This window comes from Streptomyces sp. NBC_00247 (genome assembly GCF_036188265.1).
Taxonomy (GTDB): Bacteria; Actinomycetota; Actinomycetes; order Streptomycetales; family Streptomycetaceae; genus Streptomyces.
Map to the genome: position 1 here is coordinate 1,811,031 of NZ_CP108093.1, position 21,800 is coordinate 1,832,830.

Consider the following 21,800-nt stretch of genomic DNA (forward strand, 5'->3'; position numbering starts at 1 on the left):
GGACCACGTGGCAGCGGGGTGGGGCCGGGCCGGCGGACAGGTGTTGCGGAGTGCTCCGGCTCCGGGGCTACGGCCGGGGCTACGGCTCCGGGATGAGCCGATCGGGGCGGCCCGAAGGCGGCCCTCAGGAAGTCATGCGGCTACGAGACCGTTCAGCAACAGCGGCTGCTGCCCGTGCTCGAACGCGGCCACGGCTTGACGGATACGCCGGGCCACAAGACCGGCCGCGACGAGCTCCACCTGGTCCAGTGGCACCCAGCGGAGTTCGGCGACCCGGTCCTCCGCACCCTCGGGGACGGCCACGCGGGCGGCTTCCTCCGCGCTCAGCGTGCCGCCGTCACCGACGACGTCGAACCCGTTCGCGGAGCGGCTGCCCCGGGGAGCCGGGATCAGGTCGAGCGCGGCAAAGAGCGTCAAGTGCCGTACGAGGCCTGTCACTTCCACCAGATCGCGGGTGGCCGCTTCAGCCACGGTCTCCCCCTCGTACGCCACACCGCCGGGGAGACCCCACTCGCTCTCACGGGGAGCCTTGACCAGCAGTACGGCCCCGGTGGGGTCACGCACCAGGACGGTGGCGCCGACCCGCCGGACGGGGGCGGGTAGTTCGATGTCGTCGTTCTGTGCCATGGATTTCCCTTCCACTCTGCCGTCACAAGGCCCCGCCGACTCCTGGACCACTGGCTCACGCACGCTCGGCTCCCTCACAGCACGTCACTCCGACTCCGGGCGTTGCAGCGGGCGTTCTCGGCCCGCAGTCGCTCTATCGGGGTCGCCGGCCGGACGAGTCCGGGTTCGGCTTCCCATTCGAGCCCGCCACCGAGGGGGCGCAACGACCAGTAGGGGCCCGCGACTCCTCGGAACTCGCCGATGCGGCCATCGCGGCCGGTGTCCACCATCAGCCTCCCGACCACCGGCGACGGAGAGGCACCATCAGACGCATGCACGACCACTCCTCTCTGTAGCAGTTTGGCTACCAAGGGTGCTCAGAGTGGCCTATCGTTGGGATGTCCTCAACCCGCTAGGCGCGAAGGGAGGGTTACGCCCGACCATGGTGAACCGAAGAGAGTTGAACCCCGAGGCGAGCCCGGAGGCGGCTTATGGCGCACGTCTCCGACGATTCCGCGAGGACCGAGGGTGGACACAGGACGTGCTGGCCGCGAAGGGTGCGTACTCCAGTAGGCATATCTCTGCGGTGGAAACTGCTCGCAAGTCGCCAACCCTTGGTTTCTCAAGAGATGTTGACGCGGCCTTCGGCACGGCCGACACTCCCGATTCGTTCGAACGCGAGTGGCGCGAGATCCGGCAGGGGTCGCTGATCGAAGGCTTCCCGGAGTACGTGTCCCACGAGGCTCGGGCGGCAGAAATCAGGCTGTACGAGGTCGGGGTGATACCGGGCCTTCTGCAGACACCGGCCTACGCGTCAGCCATCCAAGGGGGTGAGGTCAAGCGAGGAGCTGCGACGCCGGAGCAGGCCGAGGAGCGGGTGGCCCTGGTGGCGCAGCGACAGGAAGTGCTGGTGCGCCGCCGCCCACCCCTGGTCTTCGTAGTGCTGGACGAAAGCTGCATCCGCCGCCCCGTGGGGGCCCCTGCCGTCTGGGACGCGCAGCTGGCTCGTCTGTTGGAGTTCGCCGACCTGCCGAACACCGCGCTGCAGGTAGCACCGTTCACCATGGGAGAGCGCCGCGCCTGCACCCTCCCCGTGACCGTCCTGACGCTTCCCGACCGCTCCCTCATGTCCTATGCGGAGTCGTCCCAGCGAGGGCACCTTGAGCGCGAAAGCCGTTACGCGCTGGCGATGTTGACGGCCTACCATCAGTTGCAAACCGAGGCGCTCTCCCAGGCAGCGTCTCTGGACATGATCGAACAGGTACGAAAGGGCACCCCGTGATGACCGAGTCCCCCCGTTGGTTCAAGTCCTCGTACAGCAGCGGCGGCGGGCAGTGCGTCGAGGTCGCTGTCAATCTTGCCGCCTCGCACAACATGGTCCCCGTCCGCGACTCCAAGGTCACGAGCGGTCCGGTCCTGGACATCTCCGCCACTTCCTTCGCCGCGTTCGTCGCAGGCGTCAAGTCCGAAGGGTTCGCCGGCTGACCACCGAGCGACCCTGCCAGCAACAGACAGCCCCACCGTGTCTTCGCGCGGTGGGGCTGTCCGCTGACCGGCGGCGAGACCCGCTGAAGGTGCTAGTCAAGCGTCGGCCTGCCACGTCGGCCGCTCGCCGTCGGGGACCGTCCTGGCCCGCACGCCAACTCCCCACCTTGCACCGATGGCTGAATCCCGCAACACGCTCGCCTTCGAATGCTGTTGTCGACCTACCATCAGGTGCCGTAATCCGAGGAACTCTCGCAGGCACCGTCCTTGACCATGATCGAGCCGTACGGAAGGGAACCCTGTGATGACTGAGTCCCCCCATTGGTTCAAGTCCTCCTACAGCAACAACGGCGGCGACTGCGTCGAAGTCGCGGCGAACCTTCTTTCGGTACACGGCATCGTCCCCATCCGGGACTCCAAGAACACGAGCGGCCCGGTGCTGGGTTTCTCCGCCACCTCATTCACCGCGTTCCTAGCAGGCGTCAAGGCCGAAGGGTTCGTCGGCTGACCTGGGACGCCGCGCTGAAGCGGCTCCTCGACGACGTGTACACCTTCGCGATGACCGGCCCCCGCCGGGCCGAGGACTGGGGCCAAGACGTCCTGGCCGTCATGGACCGGACGATCGCCGACCCCCGGGGCTGGTCGTCGCAGGTGTGGCGGATAGACGAGGAGGGACGGGAGAACGACCGTCCGTCGTTTCCGTTCCTGCCGCCGACGGCCGCGCAGGTGCGTGCGTGGACCTACCCCATCACGGCATCTGCCGCCGCCGAGCTGCTCGCTTCCCTGACTCAGGAGTGGTTCTTCGAGATCCGTCCCGTCCGGACACGCCCCGACAAGGACGACGTGATGGCCGATGCCCGGACGGTACTCAGCAGGTTCGGTCCCGGCGCCGTCTTCCGTACGTCCTCCGATCTGGCCCGCGACTCCGCCTCGCCGGACTTCCTCGCCGGTGATCTCTCGGGCGGAAGGGCCTTCACCAGCCACATGATGGACGTCGGGCTGATCGCCGTGAGTACGGAGGAGGTCGGCGTCTTCTGGTCGTTCAACGCGAACTGAGACCACCCCCACGAACCGGGGCCGACCGGTCCCGGTGCTCCCGTAATGACTGACCGTACGGACGCCGTGTGCGACGTCCCGAAGGTCACGGGGTGCGCATCAGGTTGCGGAGTCCGGCGACGAGGGCCGGGACGTCGCGTTCGACCTGGGCCGGGGCGGCGTCCGGGTCGGCGGGCTGCGGGGCCTGGTGTGCGGTGCGGCAGGGTGCGCAGAGGCCGTCCGGGAGTGCTTCGGCGCGGGCGGGGCGCCCGCAGTCGGTGCACTCGACCAGGAGCCCGCGTACTCGGGCGCCGGGAGCGCCGCCCTGGGTCGGGACCTGTGGCGGGGTGGGGGTCGGGGACAGTCGGGGCGGCATCTTGTCGGTGAGGCGGCGGCGCACCAGCCCCACGGGTGAGCCGACCTGCTCGGGAAGTCCGGCGGTGAGCGCCGACGTCAGGTACCCGGCGCTGACACCCCGCGCGAACCAGGCGGCGGCGAGCGGCTCCAGCACCTCGCAGTCCGCAGCGGAGAGCGTCAAGCGAGGATCACGGCGGCCCAGTTCGGCCAGGGCCACGTAGGCGGGAGAAGGGCCCTCGACAGCCGGAGGAGCACCGGCAGCCGAAGGAGCGCCAAGAGCCGCCTGCGGGACGGCAGGTGTCGCGGCAACCTGAGCGTCGTCCTGCGCCGGGGGCACCGGCGCCTCCGGGGCGGGGTCGGCCGCACCGACAGCTTCCGATGACTGCTCCGGGGACGGAGGCCGGCCGGGGGCCGATTCGGCGGTGCGCTGCTGGGGGACGACGGGGTCGGGCCCGGAGGTAGGGCACGGCTCGGCAGAGGGCGCGCTGGGCTGTTCGGACGCGGTGGCTGCGGCTTCGAGATGGGCGGTCCACCACTCGTTGTCGTGGGCGGTGCGGGACCAGAAGGTCAGCGTCACCCACCGGCACGGGCCGTCTTTCCCCGCCCGCCTGCGTACGCGCCGCAGGTGCCCGGCCACACCGAGCGCCCGAAGGGCGGTGCCGATAGCCATCTGGCCGTACAGGGGCAAGTCCTTGGCCAGCGATTTGATGTCCATCGAGGCGCCGTCGGGCAAGTGATCGACATAGGCGGCGACGTACCGCTCACGCTCCGGCAGGAACGCGAAGTCCCGTTCTCCGGGCGCGGCTTGGCCGGAGAGGGGCTGTACGGACTGCTTGCCGTAGCCGGTGTTGGCCCGGCGGTACGGGCGCGAAGCTGCGGGCGCGGGCGGGGCAGGACTAAAGTGCTGGATAGCCACGAGATCGTCTTTCTAATGGGTGCGATCTTTTGGTGAGACCCCGGCCTGGTGCGCCAACACCGCGTCGGGGTCGATTCATTGAGGGCACCGTAAGCGCGCGTGACTCTCCGCCGCAACTCGCTCACCATTAGTCATACTTGCTGGCCGTGACGAGGGTGGGAGGGGGGAAGGTTTTCCTCAACCACCCCTACCTACCCCCCGGATGAACAACACCGCTCGAATCCCGGGCCTCGCATCCCGACCCCCGAATCCCGAAGCTCAAGCGTCGGCCCGCCCACCTCTTCCGGTCCCTCGAACGAGTGACCAGGAGAGTGATCGACGCTCGAACCCCAAGAGCCGAGACCCAAGCCCCAAGGCCCAAGACCCGAGAGCCGAACCCCGAGACTCGAACCCCGAGACCCGGGCTGGCCCCATGGAGTCGGCGAGCGTCCCGGTGCGCCCACCCCACGCCCGTTCCTCCAGCTGAAGTTGCCGAGGGCTCAGAAACCGTCGCCCGACCGGCGCGCGGCTCCACGCCCTCCGGCCCACCGTGTGACGAGCTCCTGGGCCTCACCGGCTTTCCCTTCCCGAAGCGATCGGGCCTCCAAGCCGTCGCCGGGACGGAGGGACTCGCCGGAGGGGAGCCGCCGGTCGACCGCCCAGACGACCAGCGCGCACGCGGCGAAACCCGCCCCGAGGACGCTGGATCCGACCCAGCCACGGGCTGCGAAGAGAGCGGTGGTGGTGGCGGCGCCGAGGGCGGAGCCGAGCGAGTAGAAGACCATGTAACCGCCGATGACTCCGCTGATGCGGTCGGGGTGGGCGGTGGTGAGCAGATGCTGGTTGCTCACGTGGACGGCTTGCACGGCGAAGTCCAGCAGCACGATCCCGACGAGCGGAATCCACACCACCCAGGTCAACTGCCCGATCGCCACCCACGAGAGGATCAGCAGACCCAGCGCGAGACCGGTGACCGTCGTCGCCCGCCCCGCGTCCGCCCACCGTCCCGCGCGCGCCGCGCCCAGTGCGCCCGCGAGGCCGACGAAGCCGAAGAGGCCGACTTGCCCCTCGCCCAGGTGCCAGGGCGCATCCGACAGCGGTAGCGACAGCCCGCTCCACAGCGTCCCGAAGGACGCGAACAGGAAGAAGGCGATCAGCCCGCGGGAAAGGAAGAGCCGCTGCCGGAAGAGCCCGCCGATCGAGCTCACGGCCCGTACGTATCCCGTGGGCCGGCCGGATCGGTCCTCCGCCGGAAGGACCGCGAGGACGAGGGCCGCGAGCCCCAGGGACAGCACCGCGAGGACGACGTAGACGCTCCGCCAGCCCCACAGCTCGGTGAGCGCGCCGGTGACGGCCCGCGCGCCCAGAATGCCGACGACCACGCCCGAGGTCACCACCCCGATGGTGCGGCCCCGTTCGGCGGGCGACGACACCGACGCGGCGTAGGCCACGGTGGTCTGCACGACCACCGCGAACATCCCGGCCACCGCGAGTCCGGTGAACGCCACCCAGGAAACCGTCGCCGAGGCGGTGAGGGCCGCACCGGCCGCCGTGACGGCCAGATGGACGGCGATGAGCCGCCGCCGGTCCACCACGTCCCCGAGGGGAACCAGCAGCACCAGGCCTGCCAGATAGCCGAATTGGCCGGTCGAGACGATCCAGCCGGTGAGCCCGGGCGACACCCCGAGGTCGTGGCCCATCGGCTCCAGCACCGTCTGCGCGGCATAGATGCTCGCCACAGCGACACCGCAGACCATCGCGAGCAGTAAACGCCGCCACACAGTCATCACGCCCCCAATCAGTAGCATATTGCAACTGATTCGACGCTACGGCATGATGGTTTCGATCCGCAACCGAATGGGAGGTGTCATGCCAGGCGACACCGCGCGCTCCCCCGAGCCCGGGTGGACCGATCCCGACTGCCCCGTGGCCCGCACTCTCGACCTGGTCGGCGACAAGTGGAGCCTCCTGGTCGTCCGCGACGCGATGGACGGGGCACGCTCGTTCACCGAGTTCCAGCGGCGCACGGGAATCGCCCGCAACATCCTCAGCGACCGCCTGCGCAAGCTCGTCGATCACGGGCTGCTCGCCCGGGCCACCGCGCCCTCGGGCCGCCGTCAGGAGTACGTCCTGACCGACGCCGGACGCGATCTCTTCCCCGCCGTCCTCACGCTCCGGCAGTGGGGGGAACGGCACGCCTTCGCTCCGGGCGAAGCGCACTCCACCCTGGTCGACCGGCACGGCGCACCCGTGCCGGAGGTCGTGCCGACCGGCACGGACGGCGGAGTCGTGGACGCGGACACGTCCCAGGTACGCAAGACCGGACGCGCGCCCTCCGCACCGACGAACGGATAGCCCCGTCAAGACAAAGGTGGGCGGCTCCGGAGGGACGCCGTGCGCCCGCGCATGAGGCGACCACCCGTCCTCGCTGGAGCAGAGAGCACGGGGCGGGTGGGTGACGATGAGCAAGATGACCCACCCGACCCGCCTACGGGGCAGGTTGACCTTGGCCGGATGGGAAATCAACGAGGCACCTGCGCCGAAGTGTTGAGACGTCAAACCCCTCCCCCAAGGCACGGGCACGCCTCGTGCGTTGCGCCATCGCCACCGTCACCCCGTCGGTGGCGACTTCAGCCCTCATGCCCACGCAGAGGCCGTTGGGCGCCTCGGTCCGGGTCCCGCAGCCGTCGGCACCCTTGCCGAGCCGGTGCTGAGCGCCTGCGCACACGGCGCTCAGCCAGCTCAACGGCGCCATCGAGGTAGCGGAGGCTCGAATACCGTCAGCCGCAGTGCCAGCCGGTCTCTTCCTCGTATGAGGTCAGCCGTCCGAAGGCCGGACGCAACCCGCGAATGAGGCCGGTACCCAGGTTTTGCCAGGGGGCATGGGCGCTGGAGAGCGGGGTGAAAATGGGCTTCCAGTCCGGGGAGAAAGAGATGAGGCCTGCCACCGGATCCCGGCTCGATTCTGCGGATGCGTAGCGAGGAAGGGATGGCGGGTCAGCGCGCACCCACGTCCGGTTCCTATCGGATTCCGGAACAGCTCGTAGATTCCTCTCGTTCTCCATGCGGATCCCCTCGTACTCTTCTTGGCTCATCCTTCTCGGTAACATCAAAATGAGTCGCTGGGGTGGAAGAATACGTATCGATTCGGAGAGCTCCCAAACCGTTCCCTTGCTTGAGCCCAGCGTGAGAGTGACCAAGCGAGCCCTCGCTATCAACTGACTTACTTCCTCATGCCAGGAGTCCTGCGGAAGATACATGCGCACCGCTCCCGCAAAGGGAAGAAACTCGCCGGGGGCACCGACGGCGACCAGCGGACCAATGGGTTTCAGGGCGTCCGCTATGTGCTCTTCTTCGTCACGGTTGGACACCGGCAGAAATAGCAACCCCCCTAACGGATCAGCTGTCCGCGATAGAGGATCGCCACCCATGTGCATGTCCTCCTTGAGTGCGGTGTGCGCTTGATCTTCCTTGAACGGTCTCAGGTAGAGCGTAAAGGTTCCGGGATGAAGGATGTCCGGCGATTCAATGCCGAAACTGAGATGCCTACGCCCTCTCAAAAAAAGCTTCCGGCTCTGATGGTAAGCAATTACACCTCCACCTACGAGCGGGACACAGAATCCACTCACGGATGAGGAGGGATCGCTCAGAAGCTGGTGTATTGCCGCGATTGAAATCCCAAGCGATCCGATGCAGCACGGCCACGCGGCAAGCCACATACCTATCCCTCTGAGCGGGGACTGGCCGGGCAGGAGAGTGTGACGAAACTTTTGCTGCGGGTCACGCGATAACCCTGGAGGCATCTTGCGGGGATAGGGAAAATACCATGATCCACGCCAGTACAAGCTTTTACCGAGCGGAATGGACCAGCCAATAATCATAGTCGGGAGCGATAGGGCCAAAGGGAGCAACCATGCCCCCATTTCACTATTTCCCTTTTCCTCTTCAGACAGGAACAGGAAGACGCCGACGACAGAAGCAAGAGCAAGCGCGGGGATGAATACCTGAAAGAGCAAACCGGCCAATTGGAGGCGACTCATAAAGAATGCCAAGGTCGACAGAATCAGGTTCCCCACCAGAAGGCCATACAGAAAAGACCTGTCGGCATCCAGGAGGGCAAGCAATGAAAAAGTCAAGATAAACCGAAGATTGAATCCCGGCCGCACGGTGGTTTTTGGCGTGTATCCGGAGAGGTTCCTGGACAGCGAAGGGGCCTGTATGAGCCATGCCACCAGTATGCCGAAAATGTATCCGCGCGCGTGCATCACATCATCGATCTCAACATCCTCTACCCATGCGAGAGCACTGTATAAATTGATGCTCATTACTGTTCCCCCATGACGGATCTACTGATGCTGTAAGAATTTCTGGGCCGCACGTTCTCCTCAGGTGAGGTACCGCCGAGCGGCAGCGCGGATGGCCTCCGCGTACGGAGCGTCGTAGGCACGGATCCGCGGATCGAGGTCGTCGAAGGGGACCAATGATTCGTGAGTGCCGTTCACCGTCTGCATCCATGCTGACCAGGCATCGTGGACGTCTTCGTCGGTGACCCGCACCCCCTTGGCCTTGAGGAGCACGGCGTACAAACGGAACAGCCCGTTGGAGTCCTCGGGAGGCTCAGCTTCGGGGGGAAGGCAGGAACGGATCAGGGCTGCAAGGGAGTCGAGGTAGGTCACACGGCCAGTGTGCCCGCAGGCAGAAGGAGATGCGCCGCCGCGAACACCAAAGGAACGACCCGTTCGGATGCGCCCAGCTCGGCGTACCGCGTGCGCCAGCCGGGGATCGGATCGCGGCGCAGCGTCTCCCACTCGTCCGCGAAGATCTTGACCGGGAGAATTTCCTCGATTTTGTTGATGCCCTTGAACTTTGCTCTGTTGAGGTCCCGGTAACTGCGCAGCTGAAGCCACCAGGTGGCGGACAAGGTGACACCGGCCAGAGCAATGGCGAACGCTGCCCACCAGGGGGCCTCGGCGAACTCCTTGAATCCGAAGCCGACAAGGCCGACGAACGCGGTCTGGACGGACAGGAAGAAGGCGTTGGCAGTCCCCCGGCGCGCCGAGACCCGGTCAGCCATTTCCACAGCGAGTTTGTACAGCTCAAGGACCTCCGCACGCCGGACCGGATCGGGAGGGGGAGTCACCGGGCACCTCCGGCAAGCGTTTCAAGGAGGGGCCACGTCCACGTGTAGAGCTTGTCACTGACCCTCTCGGTGGTCTGCTCCGCTCCGGTCTGACCGTCGTATCTGTTCAGGAGGAAGCCCGGGATACCTTCCTGCCGGGAAATCTCGAGTTCGATGGCCACGCCGACGACCTCACGCGTGTGCTTGCCGCAGATGACGAGGTCGGAAGCCCGGATCATGGCGCGCGCCTTGGCGTTCCAGACCTGCGACGCTTCCCTACTGACGAACACACGTTTCGGCACAGGTGCCCCCAGTCCACGCGGACGTCTCCACCCGCATCATATGGGGAGGCACTGACAACGGTCATCGAAAAGTTGAATCCTCCAAGCCCTGCGCCGACTCCACACCAGCAAGTCGGTGAGCCCCTTTCATCCTGTTATGGCAGGTGAAGCGGGCCTACGCACTGCTCCACCCCTTCAGACGCCTCGCCGTCCGCCGGCAACGCCGCACCGAACTCCTCAAGGTCTTCGCCTCATTGGCCTGCGACCTCATCCGCCGGAGGCGGCTGAAGAGGTACCCGCACCTCTTCCCCACACGTGCCGTGGTGTCCACGATCCAGGGCCACGCCCCACCCCGGCCACTGGAGCTGGGGCGCATGATCGTGTTAAGAGCGCCAAGAGCTCGGGCTGGTGGGGTTGTTGGGGCGTCCCCGCGGGGCCGGTGTCGTCGTCGGGTGCGGGGTCCGGGGTCCTGAACAAGTAGCCGCAGCCCCTGCCCCGGCCCTCGGCCGAGCGCCTGGCACCGAAGAGGAGCTCATGGGGCCGGGCAAGGCACGGCCGTGAAGGCGGTGAACCGCAGCTCGGTGTTGTCGCCCCGCACCCCCGCACCGCCGGGGCCGGTGAGTACACCGGGCCCGGTGTCCACGGCTTCGGCCACGGTCCGCCCGTCGACGAGGAGCCGTAGCAGCACCGTGGCCGACGCCGTGGTGCGCGCCTGCGCCTCGACGTCGTGCCAACTGTCGTACGGGATCGCGCAACGAGCCTGGGCGAGGGTCGTGTACGTCCCCTCCGTGCCTTCGGGGGCGTCGGGCGGCAGGAGCTTCCGCTTGATGGCGACCAGGCCGTCGCGCCGCCGGAAGCTGAGCGCGTACAGCTCCTGAGGACTGCGGTAGCGGAGCCAGAGGTGCCCGCCGTCCCAGTCCGTCGCGGGGGTGCGCGCGGTGGTACCGGGAGGCCGGAGCAGGGCCCGGGTGCGTACGGCGATGTCCGCGAAGTCGCGTCGGACGGTCACCACGCGCAGGACCGAAGAGCCGGTGTGCAGCCGGGAGGCCGGGTCGGGGGAGAGTCCGTCCGGGATTCCGCTCCAGGCGGTTCCCGCGTCCGCGAAGAGCGATCCACTGGTGACGGACCAGTCGGGGTCGGTGCGGGCATCGTCGGCGTCGGGATGGCGGTAGGCGTACTCGTTGGTGAGCAGGCCGGAGCCGGGGAAGACCGCGACGAACGGAGCGGCGTCCGGAACACCGCAGGTGACAGCGGTAGCGGCGGCCCGCACCGGTGGCGGGGCCGGCACGTGGTCGTTCCGGGCGTCCGCGCCCCCCGGTAGGCCAGGCCTTGCCCCCGCCCCGGCCCCGGCCGGAGGGTCGTCGGTGAGCGGCAGGACGCCCGCCGTGGCGGCGAGCCCGAGCCCGACCACCGCGCGGCGGCTGTACCCGGGGGCGGACGGCCCCTCCCCCCGTCGGATCACCGCGCCTCCGCCGGTACGGCCCCGGCCGTGCCCGTACCGGCTCGGGCTCCGGCCGCCGTGCCCGTACCGGCTGCGGGCGAGGAGGCGACCCGCAAGGGGCTGACCCGCAGGGAGGCGAAGCGGGGCCACTCCCCCGGGGCGCCGCCGTTGCGGATGTTGAGGGCGAGTCCGCCCCTGCCGTTCCCGCCGGCGGCCGACGGCTCGGTCCAGTCGATCCGGAAGCGTCCGTCGACCACGACCTCCGTACGCGCTCCCCGCACGGTGACGCGCACCCGGTGCACGGCGTTGTCCTCGAGCGTGCGCCGCACCACTTCGGCCCGCCGGTCCCCGGTGCCCGCGAGGAGACTGACGTAGCTGTGGCTCAGGGCCACCGTGACGGGCGCCAGGCTGCCGTCCCGTACGACGATGCCGACGTTGTTCGTCGCCTCGCGCAGCCGGTCGACCGTCACGTCCAGCCTGTAGTCGGTCCAGTCCGCCGTGGCGACGGGACGGTAGGAGGCCGCGGCGAATCCCGTCCTCCCCGGATAGGGCCCCCGGCCCGTGAAGACCCCGGCGCCGCCCTGGCTCGTCGCACCGGTGTGCTCCCAGCCGGCCGCGTCGTGCAGCGGGTCGGGGCGGGCGCCCGGTTCCTCCGCCGTCCAGAGATCCAGTTCCGCGCGGAACGCCGTGAGGTCCGTCGCCCGGGTGATCTCCAGACGCCGCACCTCGCGCGCGGCGGCGGCGCGCCGCCCGGCGGGGAGCGGCCGGTCCGAGTTGTTCGTCAGACCGGCGGCGAACCGGTCGGCCAGCTCGTGCCGGAGGATGCCCTTCGCCGTCGGGAAGTTGACCGGCTCGGACGCCTCGGAGAAGGGGTACGCGAAGAGCCGGGGACGGGGCAGGCCGTGCCGGGCGAACTCCGCGAGCGAGGTGTCCAGGTCCCGGGCGATCCTCGCCCGGTACTCGTCCTCGCGTTCCTGCCGCCGGTCCCCGGGCAGCCAGAGGCGGTTGGAGAGGGCCGACGCGCGCGTGCCTGACGCGTCCACGGCGTCCCGCCGGTGCAGGGCGTGGGTGTGGTCCTGGAAGTCCCACCGGTCCGTGGCCGCCATGCGCCCGATCTCCTGCCAGGAGAGGTAGTACGGGCGGTGGCTCCCCACCGATCCGGTGATCAGGAACGCCGCCGCACGCATCCGGTACCTGGCCAGGATGCGGTCGCCGTACACCCAGAGCCCGTGGGTGCCGTCGTCGAAGGTGAGATAGACGGAGCGGCGGGCGGGTGGGGGTCCGCCGTCCAGGTAGCGGACGAACTCCTCGGTGGACAGGCTCCGGTAGCCGGCGCGCGCCAGGGCGGCGAGCTGTGCGTCGAAGGCTTCGGGCGTCACCGTGTACCTGCTGCCGCCGCGGGGCCCGATGTCGTGGTACGCCAGCACGACGGGCGGAGCCGCCGCGTCGCCTCCCGGGCCGCCGCCGCGCGGCGGACCCGCCTCCCCGGCGACGGGCCGCGCCCCGGCGGGCGGGGCGGCCTGCGGAGTCACCGCCCTGCGGTGGGCGTCGTACCGCCACGCCGCGTAGAAGGGCAGGGCGACCAGCGTCAGGGCCAGCAGCCCGAGCACCGCCCGCACCACCGCCGTCCGCACTGGTGCCGGGTCCGGGACACCGCGTCTCATGCCAGGTCTCCCCGGAGCAGGACCAGCAGGTAGAGGGCGACGACCGCACAGGCCGTCAGGATGCCCGCCACCAGCCGGGCGCCTCGCCGCGCCGCTCCCCCACGCGGACCCGGGCCGCCCGGGACGTCCTCCTCCAGCCGCCAGCCGCTCGACCTGCGGTCGGCCGCCCTCATGTCGCGCTCCTCGACCAGATGCCGCGCCGCACGGTGAGCAGGGAGTACGGGAGCAGCCAGGCCAGGACCACCGAGGAGAAGAGGCTCATGAGCGGGCGGTACCTCCAGCGGGTGTCGCCGGGGTGGTCGATCCGGTAGGCGAGGCCCCAGACGCAGCCCTTGAGCAGGACCCCGCAGACATAGAGGAGGGTGAGCAGGTACGCGCCGTGGGCCGGGGCCCAGACCAGGTGGCGGAGGGCCATCAGCGGCGCGGCGAGCACCCAGAGCACGTGCCCGTAGAACAGGACGGCCGGTCCCGGGCCCCGGCGCCACATGAAGGCGCCGGTGAAGAAGAGGTTGCGGATGAAGCTCTTCTTCCAGCGGACCTGCTGGCGCATCAGGGGAACGAAGCGGGAGGGGACGTTGGTACGGACGTGGGCCGAGCGGACGTAGCCGACCCGCCAGCGGCGTTCGGGGTGGTCCTCGTCCGTGACGAACGGGGAGTCGCGGTAGCGGTCCTTGAGCCTTCCGCCGATCCACGCCTGCCCGAGGACGTACCCGGTGAGCTGCCGGTCCGTGGCGAACCGGAAGGGAGCGCCCAGGAAGCGGTCCCCGGCCCAGGCGGGGAGGTAGTTCCAGATCGCCTCCCGGCGGAAGACCGCGAGCGGGCCGGAGACGCAGGACACCGAGCCGAAGGAGGACTCCGCCGCCTTGGCGATCCTGAACTGCCCTTCGTACCAGATGTCCTGGATGCGCGTCAGCGTGTTCGCGTGCGCGTTGAGGGCCCGGCAGTGCCCGCTGACGGCACCGAGGCGGGGGTGGCGGGCGAGGGCGTCCACGCAGCGGCGGAGCGCGTCGGGTGCCAGCACGCAGTCGGAGTCGGTGAAGGCGATGATCTCGGCGTCCGCCCGCCCGCACGCGGCGACCAGGGCGTGCTTCTTCCCGACGTTCTCGTCCAGCAGCAGGACGGTGATGCCGAGTTCGTCGCGCAGCCGGAGGAGGATCTCGCGCGTTCCGTCGGTGGAGAAGTCGTCCACCACGACGATCCGCACCCGGGGACAGTCCGAGGCGGCCATCGAGCGGACGCACGCCTCGATGGCGTCGGCCTCGTCCTTCACCGCCAGCAGGAAGTCGACGCGCGGCCGGGCCGGGAGGAACGGGAAACCGGGGTCGGGCCGCCGGGGGCCCGGGGTCTTCGAAGGGTCCTCGTATCTGCTGTAAGCGAGGTACAGCAGGGTGATCGTGCCCCCGAGGACCACCAGGCCGTACGCCGTCGCGGTGTTCAGGCGCGGAAGCCGCAGCGCCTGGTGGGCCAGGACGACGGTCAGGGGCGTCAGGCAGATCAGCACCAGCAGCCGGCGCACCCCGCGCCCTGCCCCGGGGACCGCGTCCGCGAGGCGCCGGGCAAGCCGGCGGGCGGGCCCGGGGGTCTGGCGTGCCGGGCGCGCGGTCGCGGGAGCGTGGCGGAGGACGGGCCGCCGGGCGGCGGGCGGGGAGCCGACGGCACGGTCGGCGGACGTTCGGTCGGCGGTTGCCCGGTCGGCGGACGTTCGGTCGGCGGACGTTCGGTCGGTCAGGGTCATGCCGGCGCCCCGACCGGACCGTGCGTCCCGTGCGTCCCGACACCCTCCGTGGCCCCGGCGGCCCCGGCGGCCCCGGCAGCCCCGGCGGCCCCGGTAGTCCTGACAGCCCCCGTAGCCCCGGAGCCCCCAGGCACCCCAGACGCCCTGGCGCCCCCTGTGGCCCCCGTCGCTCGGTACGTCCCGGCGGAACCGGGTCCCCTGCGGTCCTGGGAGATGTCGAGCACCGTGTGTTCGGGGCCCAGCCGGCTCAGATCCATGCCCGGGTGCACCGTGTGCAGCACGACGAGGTCCCACCGCTGCTCCCACGGGTCGGTGAGACCGGCCAGCGTCCCGCCGTGCAGCTCGGCGCTCGGCACCAGCGGGTCCGTGAAGGCGACCGTCGCCCCCCAGTCCGCCAGCAGCCCCATGATTTCCAGCGCGGGGCTCTCGCGGACGTCCGCCACGCCCCGCTTGTACGCGATCCCGACCAGCAGGACGCGCGCTCCGGCGACCGGAATTCCCCGTGCGGCGAGCTTCGCCGTGATGAGCCCCGCCATGCGTCCGGGACGTTCCGCGATGGCCCGCATCGCGGCTTCGACGACCGGCGAGGGAATGCGTTCGGCCCTCAACTGCCAGAGCAGGTAATGCGGATCGCACGGAATGCAGTGCCCGCCCACCCCGGGGCCCGGATAGAACGGCATGAAACCGTACGGCTTGGTGGCGGCCGCGTCGATCACCGCTCGGGGATCCAGTCCGAAAACGGCACAGCTGTCGGCCAATTCGTTCGCCAGCGCGATATTGACGGCCCGGAACGTGTTCTCCCAGAGCTTGGTCATCTCGGCGGCTTCCGGACTTCCGACCGTGTGCACGGAGAGGCAGACCCGGGAGAGAACCGAGGCGGCCGAGGCGGTGCTCCGACGCCCCGCACCGCCGACCACCCGCGGCGTGAGGTCCTGGCTGTGGCCGACGCTCCCCGGGTCGATCCGCTCCGGAGTGAAAGCCACGAAGACATCGGTCTCCACCTTCATCCCCCGGGCCGCGAGCGGCGTGAGCAGCAGATCGCGGGTCGTCCCCACATAGCTGGTGGAGGTCAGCAGGATCAGCTGTCCGGGCGTCGCGTGCGCGACCGCCGAGGCACAGGCCGAAGCGAGCATCCCGAGGTCCGGCACCTGATGGCGGTCCACGGGGGTGGGGACGCAGATCATCACGGTGTCCGCCCAGGCGGAGGCCCGGGAGTCGTCGGTGAGCAGGAAGGCGGCGTCGTTCAGCGCGTCCGTCAGCCGTTCCCTGTCCTGCGGCGCCAGGTCCACGGCGCCCGCACGGATGTCGCGCAGCCGGTCCGCGCTGATGTCGATCCCGATCACCCGCACCCCCGCCGCCCGTAGCGCCAGGGCCGTCGGCAGACCTACGTACCCCAGTCCGATCACGGCGACGGCTCGTCCGTGACGTTCCGCCCGGGACAGCGGGAGGCGGTGCGGCGCACCGTCGTCCGCCGCACCGAAGGGGCCGGGGGGTGCCGCCTGGCCGGGAAAGTCGGCCGGTCGAGCGGGCGTCAAGGAATTCCGGTCGGGGTCGGTACGGCCCTGAGCGGGAACGTCCTCCGCCGCGGCGGGGGTTGCCGAGATTTCCGGCCCTGGGTTCGCGGCCGCTTCGACCGGGGTCTGATGTTTTCCTGTCGCCACGGAGGAATCGTGCCCGACCCGTCACGAAAGACAGGGGCGGACACGACGTGAACGCACGATCAACGGCGACGCGCTACCCGTTCGCGTACTCATCATTTCAATGGGCGGCGCCTGGCGGGGAATTGCCTTTCTCCTCATGTCCATTCGGCGATGAGACGATCGTACGACCGCACGACCCCCATGACCGCGGGGAGTCGGACATCCCCACCCCGCTCCTGCCCATCCGCGCCACACACCCCCGCCGCGCCCCGGCCCGCCCCTCGTGGGTCCGCGGCGGCCGGCTCCGGAGGCGCTCGGCATGGCTGGTTATGAGCCACGCGCCTTGCGCGTCTCACCACGTGAGCCAGCCCCCTCCGCCCCCGAAAATTTCGAACACGTTCCGCACGGCCGCGGACCGCTGTTCCCGGTGGTGACGACGGCCGACAGTCGACGGGCGGCAACACGGCGAAGATCGACGAAACGTCCGCTTAACGAACACCGGCCACCCGGCAACGGACGAATTCTGGCCAAATCATTGACGCGCTCCTGACAGGAACACGCCGTGACTGACACTCTTCCGTCGTTCCGCGCACCGCCTGCACTGCCGACCGGGCCACCGCCCGCCGGTACCCCCCCTTCGCAGAAGGAGTCCGCGTGAGACTCACGCACAGCCGTCGCACCACCGCGACCGGCGCCCTGATAGCCGCGGCGGCCCTCGTCGCCGTCGGCGTCACCTCCCCCGCCGCGACCGCCACCCCCGCCGCGTCCCCGGCGGCCTCTCCCGCCCTGGGCAAGGTCAACCCGGGTGCGCTGCCGGCGGCTCTCTCCCCCGCCGCCCGCGCAGCCCTGATCGCCCAGGCCGACGCGGGCAAGGCCGCCACCGCCAAGGAACTCGGTCTCGGCGCCACGGAGAAGCTCGTCGTCCGTGACGTGGTCAAGGACGCCGACGGCACGGTGCACACCCGCTACGAGCGCACCCTCGGCGGGCTGCCGGTCCTCGGCGGTGACCTCGTGGTCTCCGAGAGCGCGGCCGGTGCGACCGAGTCCGTCACCAAGGCCTCCCCTGCCACCTCCGCGCAGCTGAAGGCCGTCGGCACCGTCGCCGACATCGCCCCGGCCGCCGCCGAGAAGCAGGCCCTGAGCGCCGCCTCGGCCGACGGTTCGAAGGCCACCGAGGCGAGCCAGGCCCCCCGCAAGATCGTCTGGCTGGCGAACGGCACACCGAAGCTCGCCTTCGAGACGGTGGTCGGCGGACTCCAGGACGACGGCACCCCGAACGAGCTGCACGTCGTCACCGACGCCGCCTCCGGGGCCAAGCTCTTCGAGTGGCAGGGCATCGAGACCGGTACCGGCAACACGCAGTACAGCGGCACCGTCACCCTCGGCACCTCGGGCACCACGGGCTCGTACAACCTGACCGACTCCACGCGCGGCGGGCACAAGACGTACAACCTGAACCACGGCACGTCCGGCACCGGAACGCTCTTCTCCGGCGCGGACGACGTCTGGGGCAACGGCGTCGGCACCAACACCGAGACCGCCGCCGCCGACGCCCACTACGGCGCTGCCGAGACGTGGGACTACTACAAGAACGTCCACGGCCGCACCGGCATCAAGGGCAACGGCGTCGCCGCCTACTCCCGCGTCCACTACGGCAACAACTACGTCAACGCCTTCTGGACCGACAGCTGCTTCTGCATGACGTACGGCGACGGGTCCGGCAACGCCGCCCCGCTGACCTCGCTCGACGTCGCGGCGCACGAGATGTCGCACGGCGTCACCGCCGCCACCGCCGGCCTGGTCTACAGCGGTGAGTCCGGTGGCCTCAACGAGGCGACCAGCGACATCTTCGCGGCGGGTGTGGAGTTCTACTCCAACACCACCGCCGACCCCGGCGACTACCTCGTCGGCGAGAAGATCAACATCAACGGCGACGGCACCCCGCTGCGCTACATGGACAAGCCGAGCAAGGACGGCGGCTCGTACGACTCCTGGTACTCCGGCATCGGCAACGCCGACGTCCACTACTCCTCGGGTCCCGCGAACCACTTCTTCTACCTGCTCTCCGAGGGCAGCGGCGCCAAGACCGTCAACGGCGTCTCGTACAACTCCCCGACCTCGGACGGCCTCGCGGTGACCGGCATCGGCCGCGACAAGGCGCTGCAGATCTGGTACCGGGCGCTCACCACGAAGTTCACCACGACGACCAACTACGCCTCCGCGCGTACCGGTACCCTCGCCGCCGCCGGTGAGCTGTACGGCACGACGAGCGCCGAGTACACCGCCGTGGCCAACGCCTGGGCCGGCATCAACGTCGGCACCCGTCCCGGCGGCACCACACCCCCCACCGGGACGGTCTTCACCAGCAACACCGCCGTCTCGATCCCGGACAACGGCGCCGCGGTCACCAGCTCGCTCACCGTCTCCGGTGTCACCGGCAACGCCCCGAGCACCCTCCAGGTCGCGGTGAACATCACCCACACCTGGCGCGGTGACCTGGTCGTCGACCTCGTCGGTCCGAACGGGACCTCCTACCGGCTGAAGAACTCCTCGTCGAGCGACTCGGCCGACAACGTGGTGGCGACCTACACGGTCAACGCCTCCGCGCAGGTCGCCAACGGTGTCTGGAAGCTGAAGGCGCAGGACGTCGCTTCGAGCGACACCGGCAAGATCAACAGCTTCTCGCTCACCTTCTGACGCACCCGCGTCCGCATCCGCATGCGGACCGACCTGACCCGACCGGGGCCACGCAGGCCCGGTCGGGGCGGACCCCGGACGGCCCGGGAGGAGACCACTCCTCCCGGGCCGTCCGTCCGTCGCCGTCCGCCCTCCCTCCCTGCCCATGGCCCCGGAAGTCGCCGTGGGACGGCCGTCTAAGCTGTCGCCGATCAACACCCTCCGATCATTCGGGGTGTTGCGCGAAGAGCCATGGGGAGGGCGGATTCGATGTCCGGGACCGGAAAGTGGAACGTACGAAGATCGATCGGTGCGGGACTGTGCACCGCGGTGGTGGGGGGAATCCTGCTGGCTCCGGGACCGGCCACGGGCCATGACGCGCGCCCCGTGGCGATGGCCCTGGTGCCGTCCGCCCAGGCAGCCGCGGCGGTCACGCCGGGCAGCGTCTCCCTCGGCGACGGCGAGCGGGTCAGCCTCGTCGACGGTGATGTGCGCATCACGGACAGCGGCACGGCCGATTCCACCGGCACCTACGCCTTCGGCTCGGCGAGCGGCGCACTCGAAGTGCGTCCGACCGCGCTGCCGCAGCAGGTGCGGCCCACCCGGCTCGCCGTCCCGACCGCCAGGGCGGCGATGTCCGCCGCGCAGGCGGCGGCCACGTACACGGTGAAGCTGAACATCACCAACGCCGATGTGACGTCCAAGATCTTCTACGTCTGGAACAGCACGACCTGGACGTCCTACGCCGTCGACAGCGACGCGATCGGTCCGTCCGCGTCCCTCAAGCTTCCGCCGGGCGACTACTTCTCCGTCGCGCTGCACAGCGACTGGCAACGCCCGTCCTACCTCCTGACCCGCTCCTTCAAGGTCGGTACGGCCGCGACGACCGTCTCCTTCGACGAGCGCGCGGCGAAGGAGACGGGCATCAAGGTCGACGACACGACGGCCGCCCGTGAGGCCTCCGCCGTGTGGATCTCGGTGCCCGGGAACGGCCTCGCCGGATTCGCCGGGTCGGGCGCGGGCAAGGTGTACGTCACGCCGTTCTCGCAGACCGGCGCGGCGCTGCGGATCCACGACGTGCTCAGCCGCACGGGCAGCACGGCGAGCACCCCGAGCCCCTTCCGCTACGACCTCACGTACGCCTACACCGACACGGTGCCCGCCGTTCCGGTCGCGTCGGTGAAGCAGGCCTCGCTCGCGAAGACGGTCACCCGCGTCAACGCTCCGGGCACCCGGACCACCGCCATCCTGCAGACGGTCCCGAACCTCGGTGAATGGACCGGCGTCTACGTGGACTCGGCCGTGCCCGTGGCCGGCTCGGTCACCGAGTACGTCACGCCCGGCGTCTCCTACAGCAGGTTCCTCGCCTACGGGACCGGGGACTACTCCCTGCAGCTCCCGGACCGCACCCTGGCCGCCGGCACCACGCCCGGGGAGACCCTCGGGGCGGCGCCGCTGCAACCGGTCCGGATCCAGGGCTGGGCCTCACAGCGCAGTGGCAACACCGTCACCCTGAACGAATCCGGCGGTCTCGGCGACGCCGACGGGCACTACGGGGCCGACAACCGGTCGGCGGTCTCCTACCGTCTGACGCGCGACGGCGTGACCTACGCCCAGGCCGAGGACGCACAGGTCAACCACCCTCTGGTGGCCCAGCTCCCGTCCGGCTCCGGCACGTACACCCTGGAGCAGACGGTCGACCACCGCGTGCCGTACCGGAAGCTCTCCACGACGGTGCGCAACGAGTGGACGTTCACGTCCGGCACCACGTCCCGGGCGACCTCGCTGCCGCTGGTCGGTACCCGGGTGAAGCTCACCGGGCTCAACGCGTCGAACCGGGCCGTCACCGCCACCCCGGTGACCGTCACCGCCTCCGCCGACACCCTCGCGCCCTCGGCGGAGGCGTCCGTCACCGGCATCGAGTACTCCGTCGACGGCGGCTCGTCATGGACCTCTCTGCCGCTCACCGGCGCCACCGCGTCCCTGACCGTTCCCGCCACCGCGGCCTTCGTCTCGCTGCGCGTCACCGCCAGCGACGACCGGGGCGACAGCCTGCGCCGCACCATCGAGCGCGCCTTCGCGGGACCGGGCGCCCAGGGGGACGAGACGGTCGGCTCCACCCGGATCTCGAAGGTCGTCGTCAACGGCGGCAAGGCCGTCGAGTTGTCCGACCAGCCGCTGCAGGAGTTCAAGGCGACGTTCACCGCCACGGATCCGGCGGGCATCGCAGGCGGCGACATGTACCTCTACCACGGCTCGTACGACGCCCCGGACGGGGTGCTCTACGGTTCCTGGCCGGCGACCTGCACCGAGGTCAGCGCGACCACGTCCTCCTGCGAAACCCACTTCGCCTATGTCTCCCCCCGTTGGACCCTCGGCCTCAACGCGCTGGCCGGCGGCTGGAAAATCGCGGCCTGGGCGGAGTCGGCGGACGGCAGCAGCCTCACCGACCTGCACGCCGCCGCGTCGGTGCCGGTCCAGCGCGACTCGGCCCAGACCACCGACGCCGCGCCGGAACCCGTGGCGAAGGGCAAGACGATCACGGTCACCGGCAAGCTCTCCCGCGCCAACTGGGAGACGGGCGGTTACCACGGCTACGCCACCCAGCCGGTCCGGCTCCAGTTCCGCAAGAACGGGACGACGACGTACACCACGGTGAAGACCGTGAACACGGACGGCGTCGGGAACCTCAAGACCACGGTGACGGCCACGGTCGACGGGTTCTGGCGCTACTCCTTCGCCGGCACCGCGTCGACCCCGCCGGCCACGGCGGCGGGCGACTTCGTCGACGTGCGCTGACGGCCGGAACACGAGTAGGCCCCGGCCGCCGGACCCGACCACCTCGGGACCGGCGGCCGGGGCCTTC

20 protein-coding genes are annotated in these 21,800 nt (G+C 69.9%); 7 read left to right on the top strand and 13 right to left on the bottom strand.

Annotation, left to right across the window (positions count from 1 at the left end; genetic code table 11):
- Nucleotides 1–132: 132 nt before the first annotated feature.
- Both OHT52_RS07300 and OHT52_RS07305 read right to left on the bottom strand, forming a co-directional pair.
- A complete protein-coding gene (locus OHT52_RS07300; RefSeq protein WP_328719317.1) occupies nucleotides 133–627 on the bottom strand; it encodes an NUDIX hydrolase in 495 nt (164 codons plus the stop codon).
- 74 nt (nucleotides 628–701) lie between these two features.
- Nucleotides 702–896, bottom strand: coding sequence for a hypothetical protein (locus OHT52_RS07305; protein WP_328723645.1), 195 nt, complete (start codon nucleotides 894–896; stop codon nucleotides 702–704).
- 152 nt (nucleotides 897–1,048) lie between these two features.
- Between OHT52_RS07305 and OHT52_RS07310 the strand changes: the two genes are divergently transcribed.
- The 4 genes from OHT52_RS07310 to OHT52_RS07325 all read left to right on the top strand — a co-directional run bounded on the left by OHT52_RS07310 (nucleotide 1,049) and on the right by OHT52_RS07325 (nucleotide 3,147).
- On the top strand, nucleotides 1,049–1,888 hold the full coding sequence (locus tag OHT52_RS07310; RefSeq protein ID WP_328719318.1) for a helix-turn-helix domain-containing protein: 840 nt from the start codon (nucleotides 1,049–1,051) through the stop codon (nucleotides 1,886–1,888).
- Nucleotides 1,888–2,091 (top strand): DUF397 domain-containing protein, encoded by a 204-nt coding sequence (locus OHT52_RS07315; RefSeq protein ID WP_387366664.1) that lies wholly within the window; start codon nucleotides 1,888–1,890, stop codon nucleotides 2,089–2,091. The genes OHT52_RS07310 and OHT52_RS07315 overlap by 1 nt, the downstream gene beginning before the upstream one ends.
- A gap of 304 nt (nucleotides 2,092–2,395) precedes the next feature.
- A complete protein-coding gene (locus tag OHT52_RS07320) occupies nucleotides 2,396–2,599 on the top strand; it encodes a DUF397 domain-containing protein (protein WP_328719320.1) in 204 nt (67 codons plus the stop codon).
- Nucleotides 2,600–2,649: 50 nt separating this feature from the next.
- On the top strand, nucleotides 2,650–3,147 hold the full coding sequence (locus OHT52_RS07325) for a hypothetical protein (protein WP_328719321.1): 498 nt from the start codon (nucleotides 2,650–2,652) through the stop codon (nucleotides 3,145–3,147).
- 85 nt (nucleotides 3,148–3,232) lie between these two features.
- Here OHT52_RS07325 and OHT52_RS07330 read toward each other — a convergent pair whose 3' ends face one another.
- Both OHT52_RS07330 and OHT52_RS07335 read right to left on the bottom strand, forming a co-directional pair.
- Nucleotides 3,233–4,399, bottom strand: a complete 1,167-nt coding sequence (locus OHT52_RS07330) for a MarR family transcriptional regulator (protein WP_328719322.1) — start codon at nucleotides 4,397–4,399, stop codon at nucleotides 3,233–3,235.
- Nucleotides 4,400–4,878: 479 nt separating this feature from the next.
- Complete coding sequence (locus OHT52_RS07335) at nucleotides 4,879–6,165, bottom strand: MFS transporter (protein WP_328723646.1); 1,287 nt, start codon at nucleotides 6,163–6,165, stop codon at nucleotides 4,879–4,881.
- An 82-nt stretch (nucleotides 6,166–6,247) separates the two neighbouring features.
- Between OHT52_RS07335 and OHT52_RS07340 the strand changes: the two genes are divergently transcribed.
- Nucleotides 6,248–6,733 carry a winged helix-turn-helix transcriptional regulator gene (locus OHT52_RS07340; protein ID WP_328719323.1) on the top strand — a complete coding sequence of 162 codons (486 nt, stop codon included), beginning with the start codon at nucleotides 6,248–6,250 and terminating at the stop codon, nucleotides 6,731–6,733.
- 425 nt (nucleotides 6,734–7,158) lie between these two features.
- On the opposite strand, the gene OHT52_RS07345 is transcribed toward OHT52_RS07340, so the two are convergent.
- The 9 genes from OHT52_RS07345 to OHT52_RS07385 all read right to left on the bottom strand — a co-directional run bounded on the left by OHT52_RS07345 (nucleotide 7,159) and on the right by OHT52_RS07385 (nucleotide 16,024).
- The gene (locus OHT52_RS07345; RefSeq protein WP_328719324.1) at nucleotides 7,159–8,703 is read right to left on the bottom strand and encodes a hypothetical protein; all 1,545 of its coding nucleotides are present in this window, start codon (nucleotides 8,701–8,703) and stop codon (nucleotides 7,159–7,161) included.
- 60 nt (nucleotides 8,704–8,763) lie between these two features.
- Entirely contained in the window at nucleotides 8,764–9,054 is a 291-nt protein-coding gene (locus tag OHT52_RS07350) for a DUF7701 domain-containing protein (protein ID WP_328719325.1), read from the bottom strand.
- A complete protein-coding gene (locus OHT52_RS07355; protein ID WP_443046514.1) occupies nucleotides 9,051–9,518 on the bottom strand; it encodes a RipA family octameric membrane protein in 468 nt (155 codons plus the stop codon). The genes OHT52_RS07350 and OHT52_RS07355 overlap by 4 nt, the downstream gene beginning before the upstream one ends.
- Entirely contained in the window at nucleotides 9,515–9,736 is a 222-nt protein-coding gene (locus tag OHT52_RS07360) for a hypothetical protein (RefSeq protein WP_328719327.1), read from the bottom strand. The genes OHT52_RS07355 and OHT52_RS07360 overlap by 4 nt, the downstream gene beginning before the upstream one ends.
- Nucleotides 9,737–10,310: 574 nt before the next feature.
- Entirely contained in the window at nucleotides 10,311–11,240 is a 930-nt protein-coding gene (locus OHT52_RS07365) for a hypothetical protein (RefSeq protein WP_328719328.1), read from the bottom strand.
- Nucleotides 11,237–12,883 (bottom strand): polysaccharide deacetylase family protein, encoded by a 1,647-nt coding sequence (locus tag OHT52_RS07370; protein ID WP_328719329.1) that lies wholly within the window; start codon nucleotides 12,881–12,883, stop codon nucleotides 11,237–11,239. Before OHT52_RS07370 ends, OHT52_RS07365 begins: the two co-directional genes overlap by 4 nt.
- On the bottom strand, nucleotides 12,880–13,056 hold the full coding sequence (locus OHT52_RS07375) for a hypothetical protein (RefSeq protein ID WP_328719330.1): 177 nt from the start codon (nucleotides 13,054–13,056) through the stop codon (nucleotides 12,880–12,882). The genes OHT52_RS07370 and OHT52_RS07375 overlap by 4 nt, the downstream gene beginning before the upstream one ends.
- Nucleotides 13,053–14,618, bottom strand: a complete 1,566-nt coding sequence (locus tag OHT52_RS07380; RefSeq protein ID WP_328719331.1) for a glycosyltransferase family 2 protein — start codon at nucleotides 14,616–14,618, stop codon at nucleotides 13,053–13,055. Before OHT52_RS07380 ends, OHT52_RS07375 begins: the two co-directional genes overlap by 4 nt.
- Nucleotides 14,615–16,024, bottom strand: coding sequence for a nucleotide sugar dehydrogenase (locus OHT52_RS07385; RefSeq protein WP_328719332.1), 1,410 nt, complete (start codon nucleotides 16,022–16,024; stop codon nucleotides 14,615–14,617). Before OHT52_RS07385 ends, OHT52_RS07380 begins: the two co-directional genes overlap by 4 nt.
- A gap of 888 nt (nucleotides 16,025–16,912) precedes the next feature.
- Between OHT52_RS07385 and OHT52_RS07390 the strand changes: the two genes are divergently transcribed.
- Both OHT52_RS07390 and OHT52_RS07395 read left to right on the top strand, forming a co-directional pair.
- Nucleotides 16,913–18,955, top strand: a complete 2,043-nt coding sequence (locus OHT52_RS07390) for a M4 family metallopeptidase (RefSeq protein ID WP_328719333.1) — start codon at nucleotides 16,913–16,915, stop codon at nucleotides 18,953–18,955.
- A gap of 309 nt (nucleotides 18,956–19,264) precedes the next feature.
- Nucleotides 19,265–21,733 carry a hypothetical protein gene (locus OHT52_RS07395; RefSeq protein ID WP_328719334.1) on the top strand — a complete coding sequence of 823 codons (2,469 nt, stop codon included), beginning with the start codon at nucleotides 19,265–19,267 and terminating at the stop codon, nucleotides 21,731–21,733.
- Nucleotides 21,734–21,800: the final 67 nt, after the last annotated feature.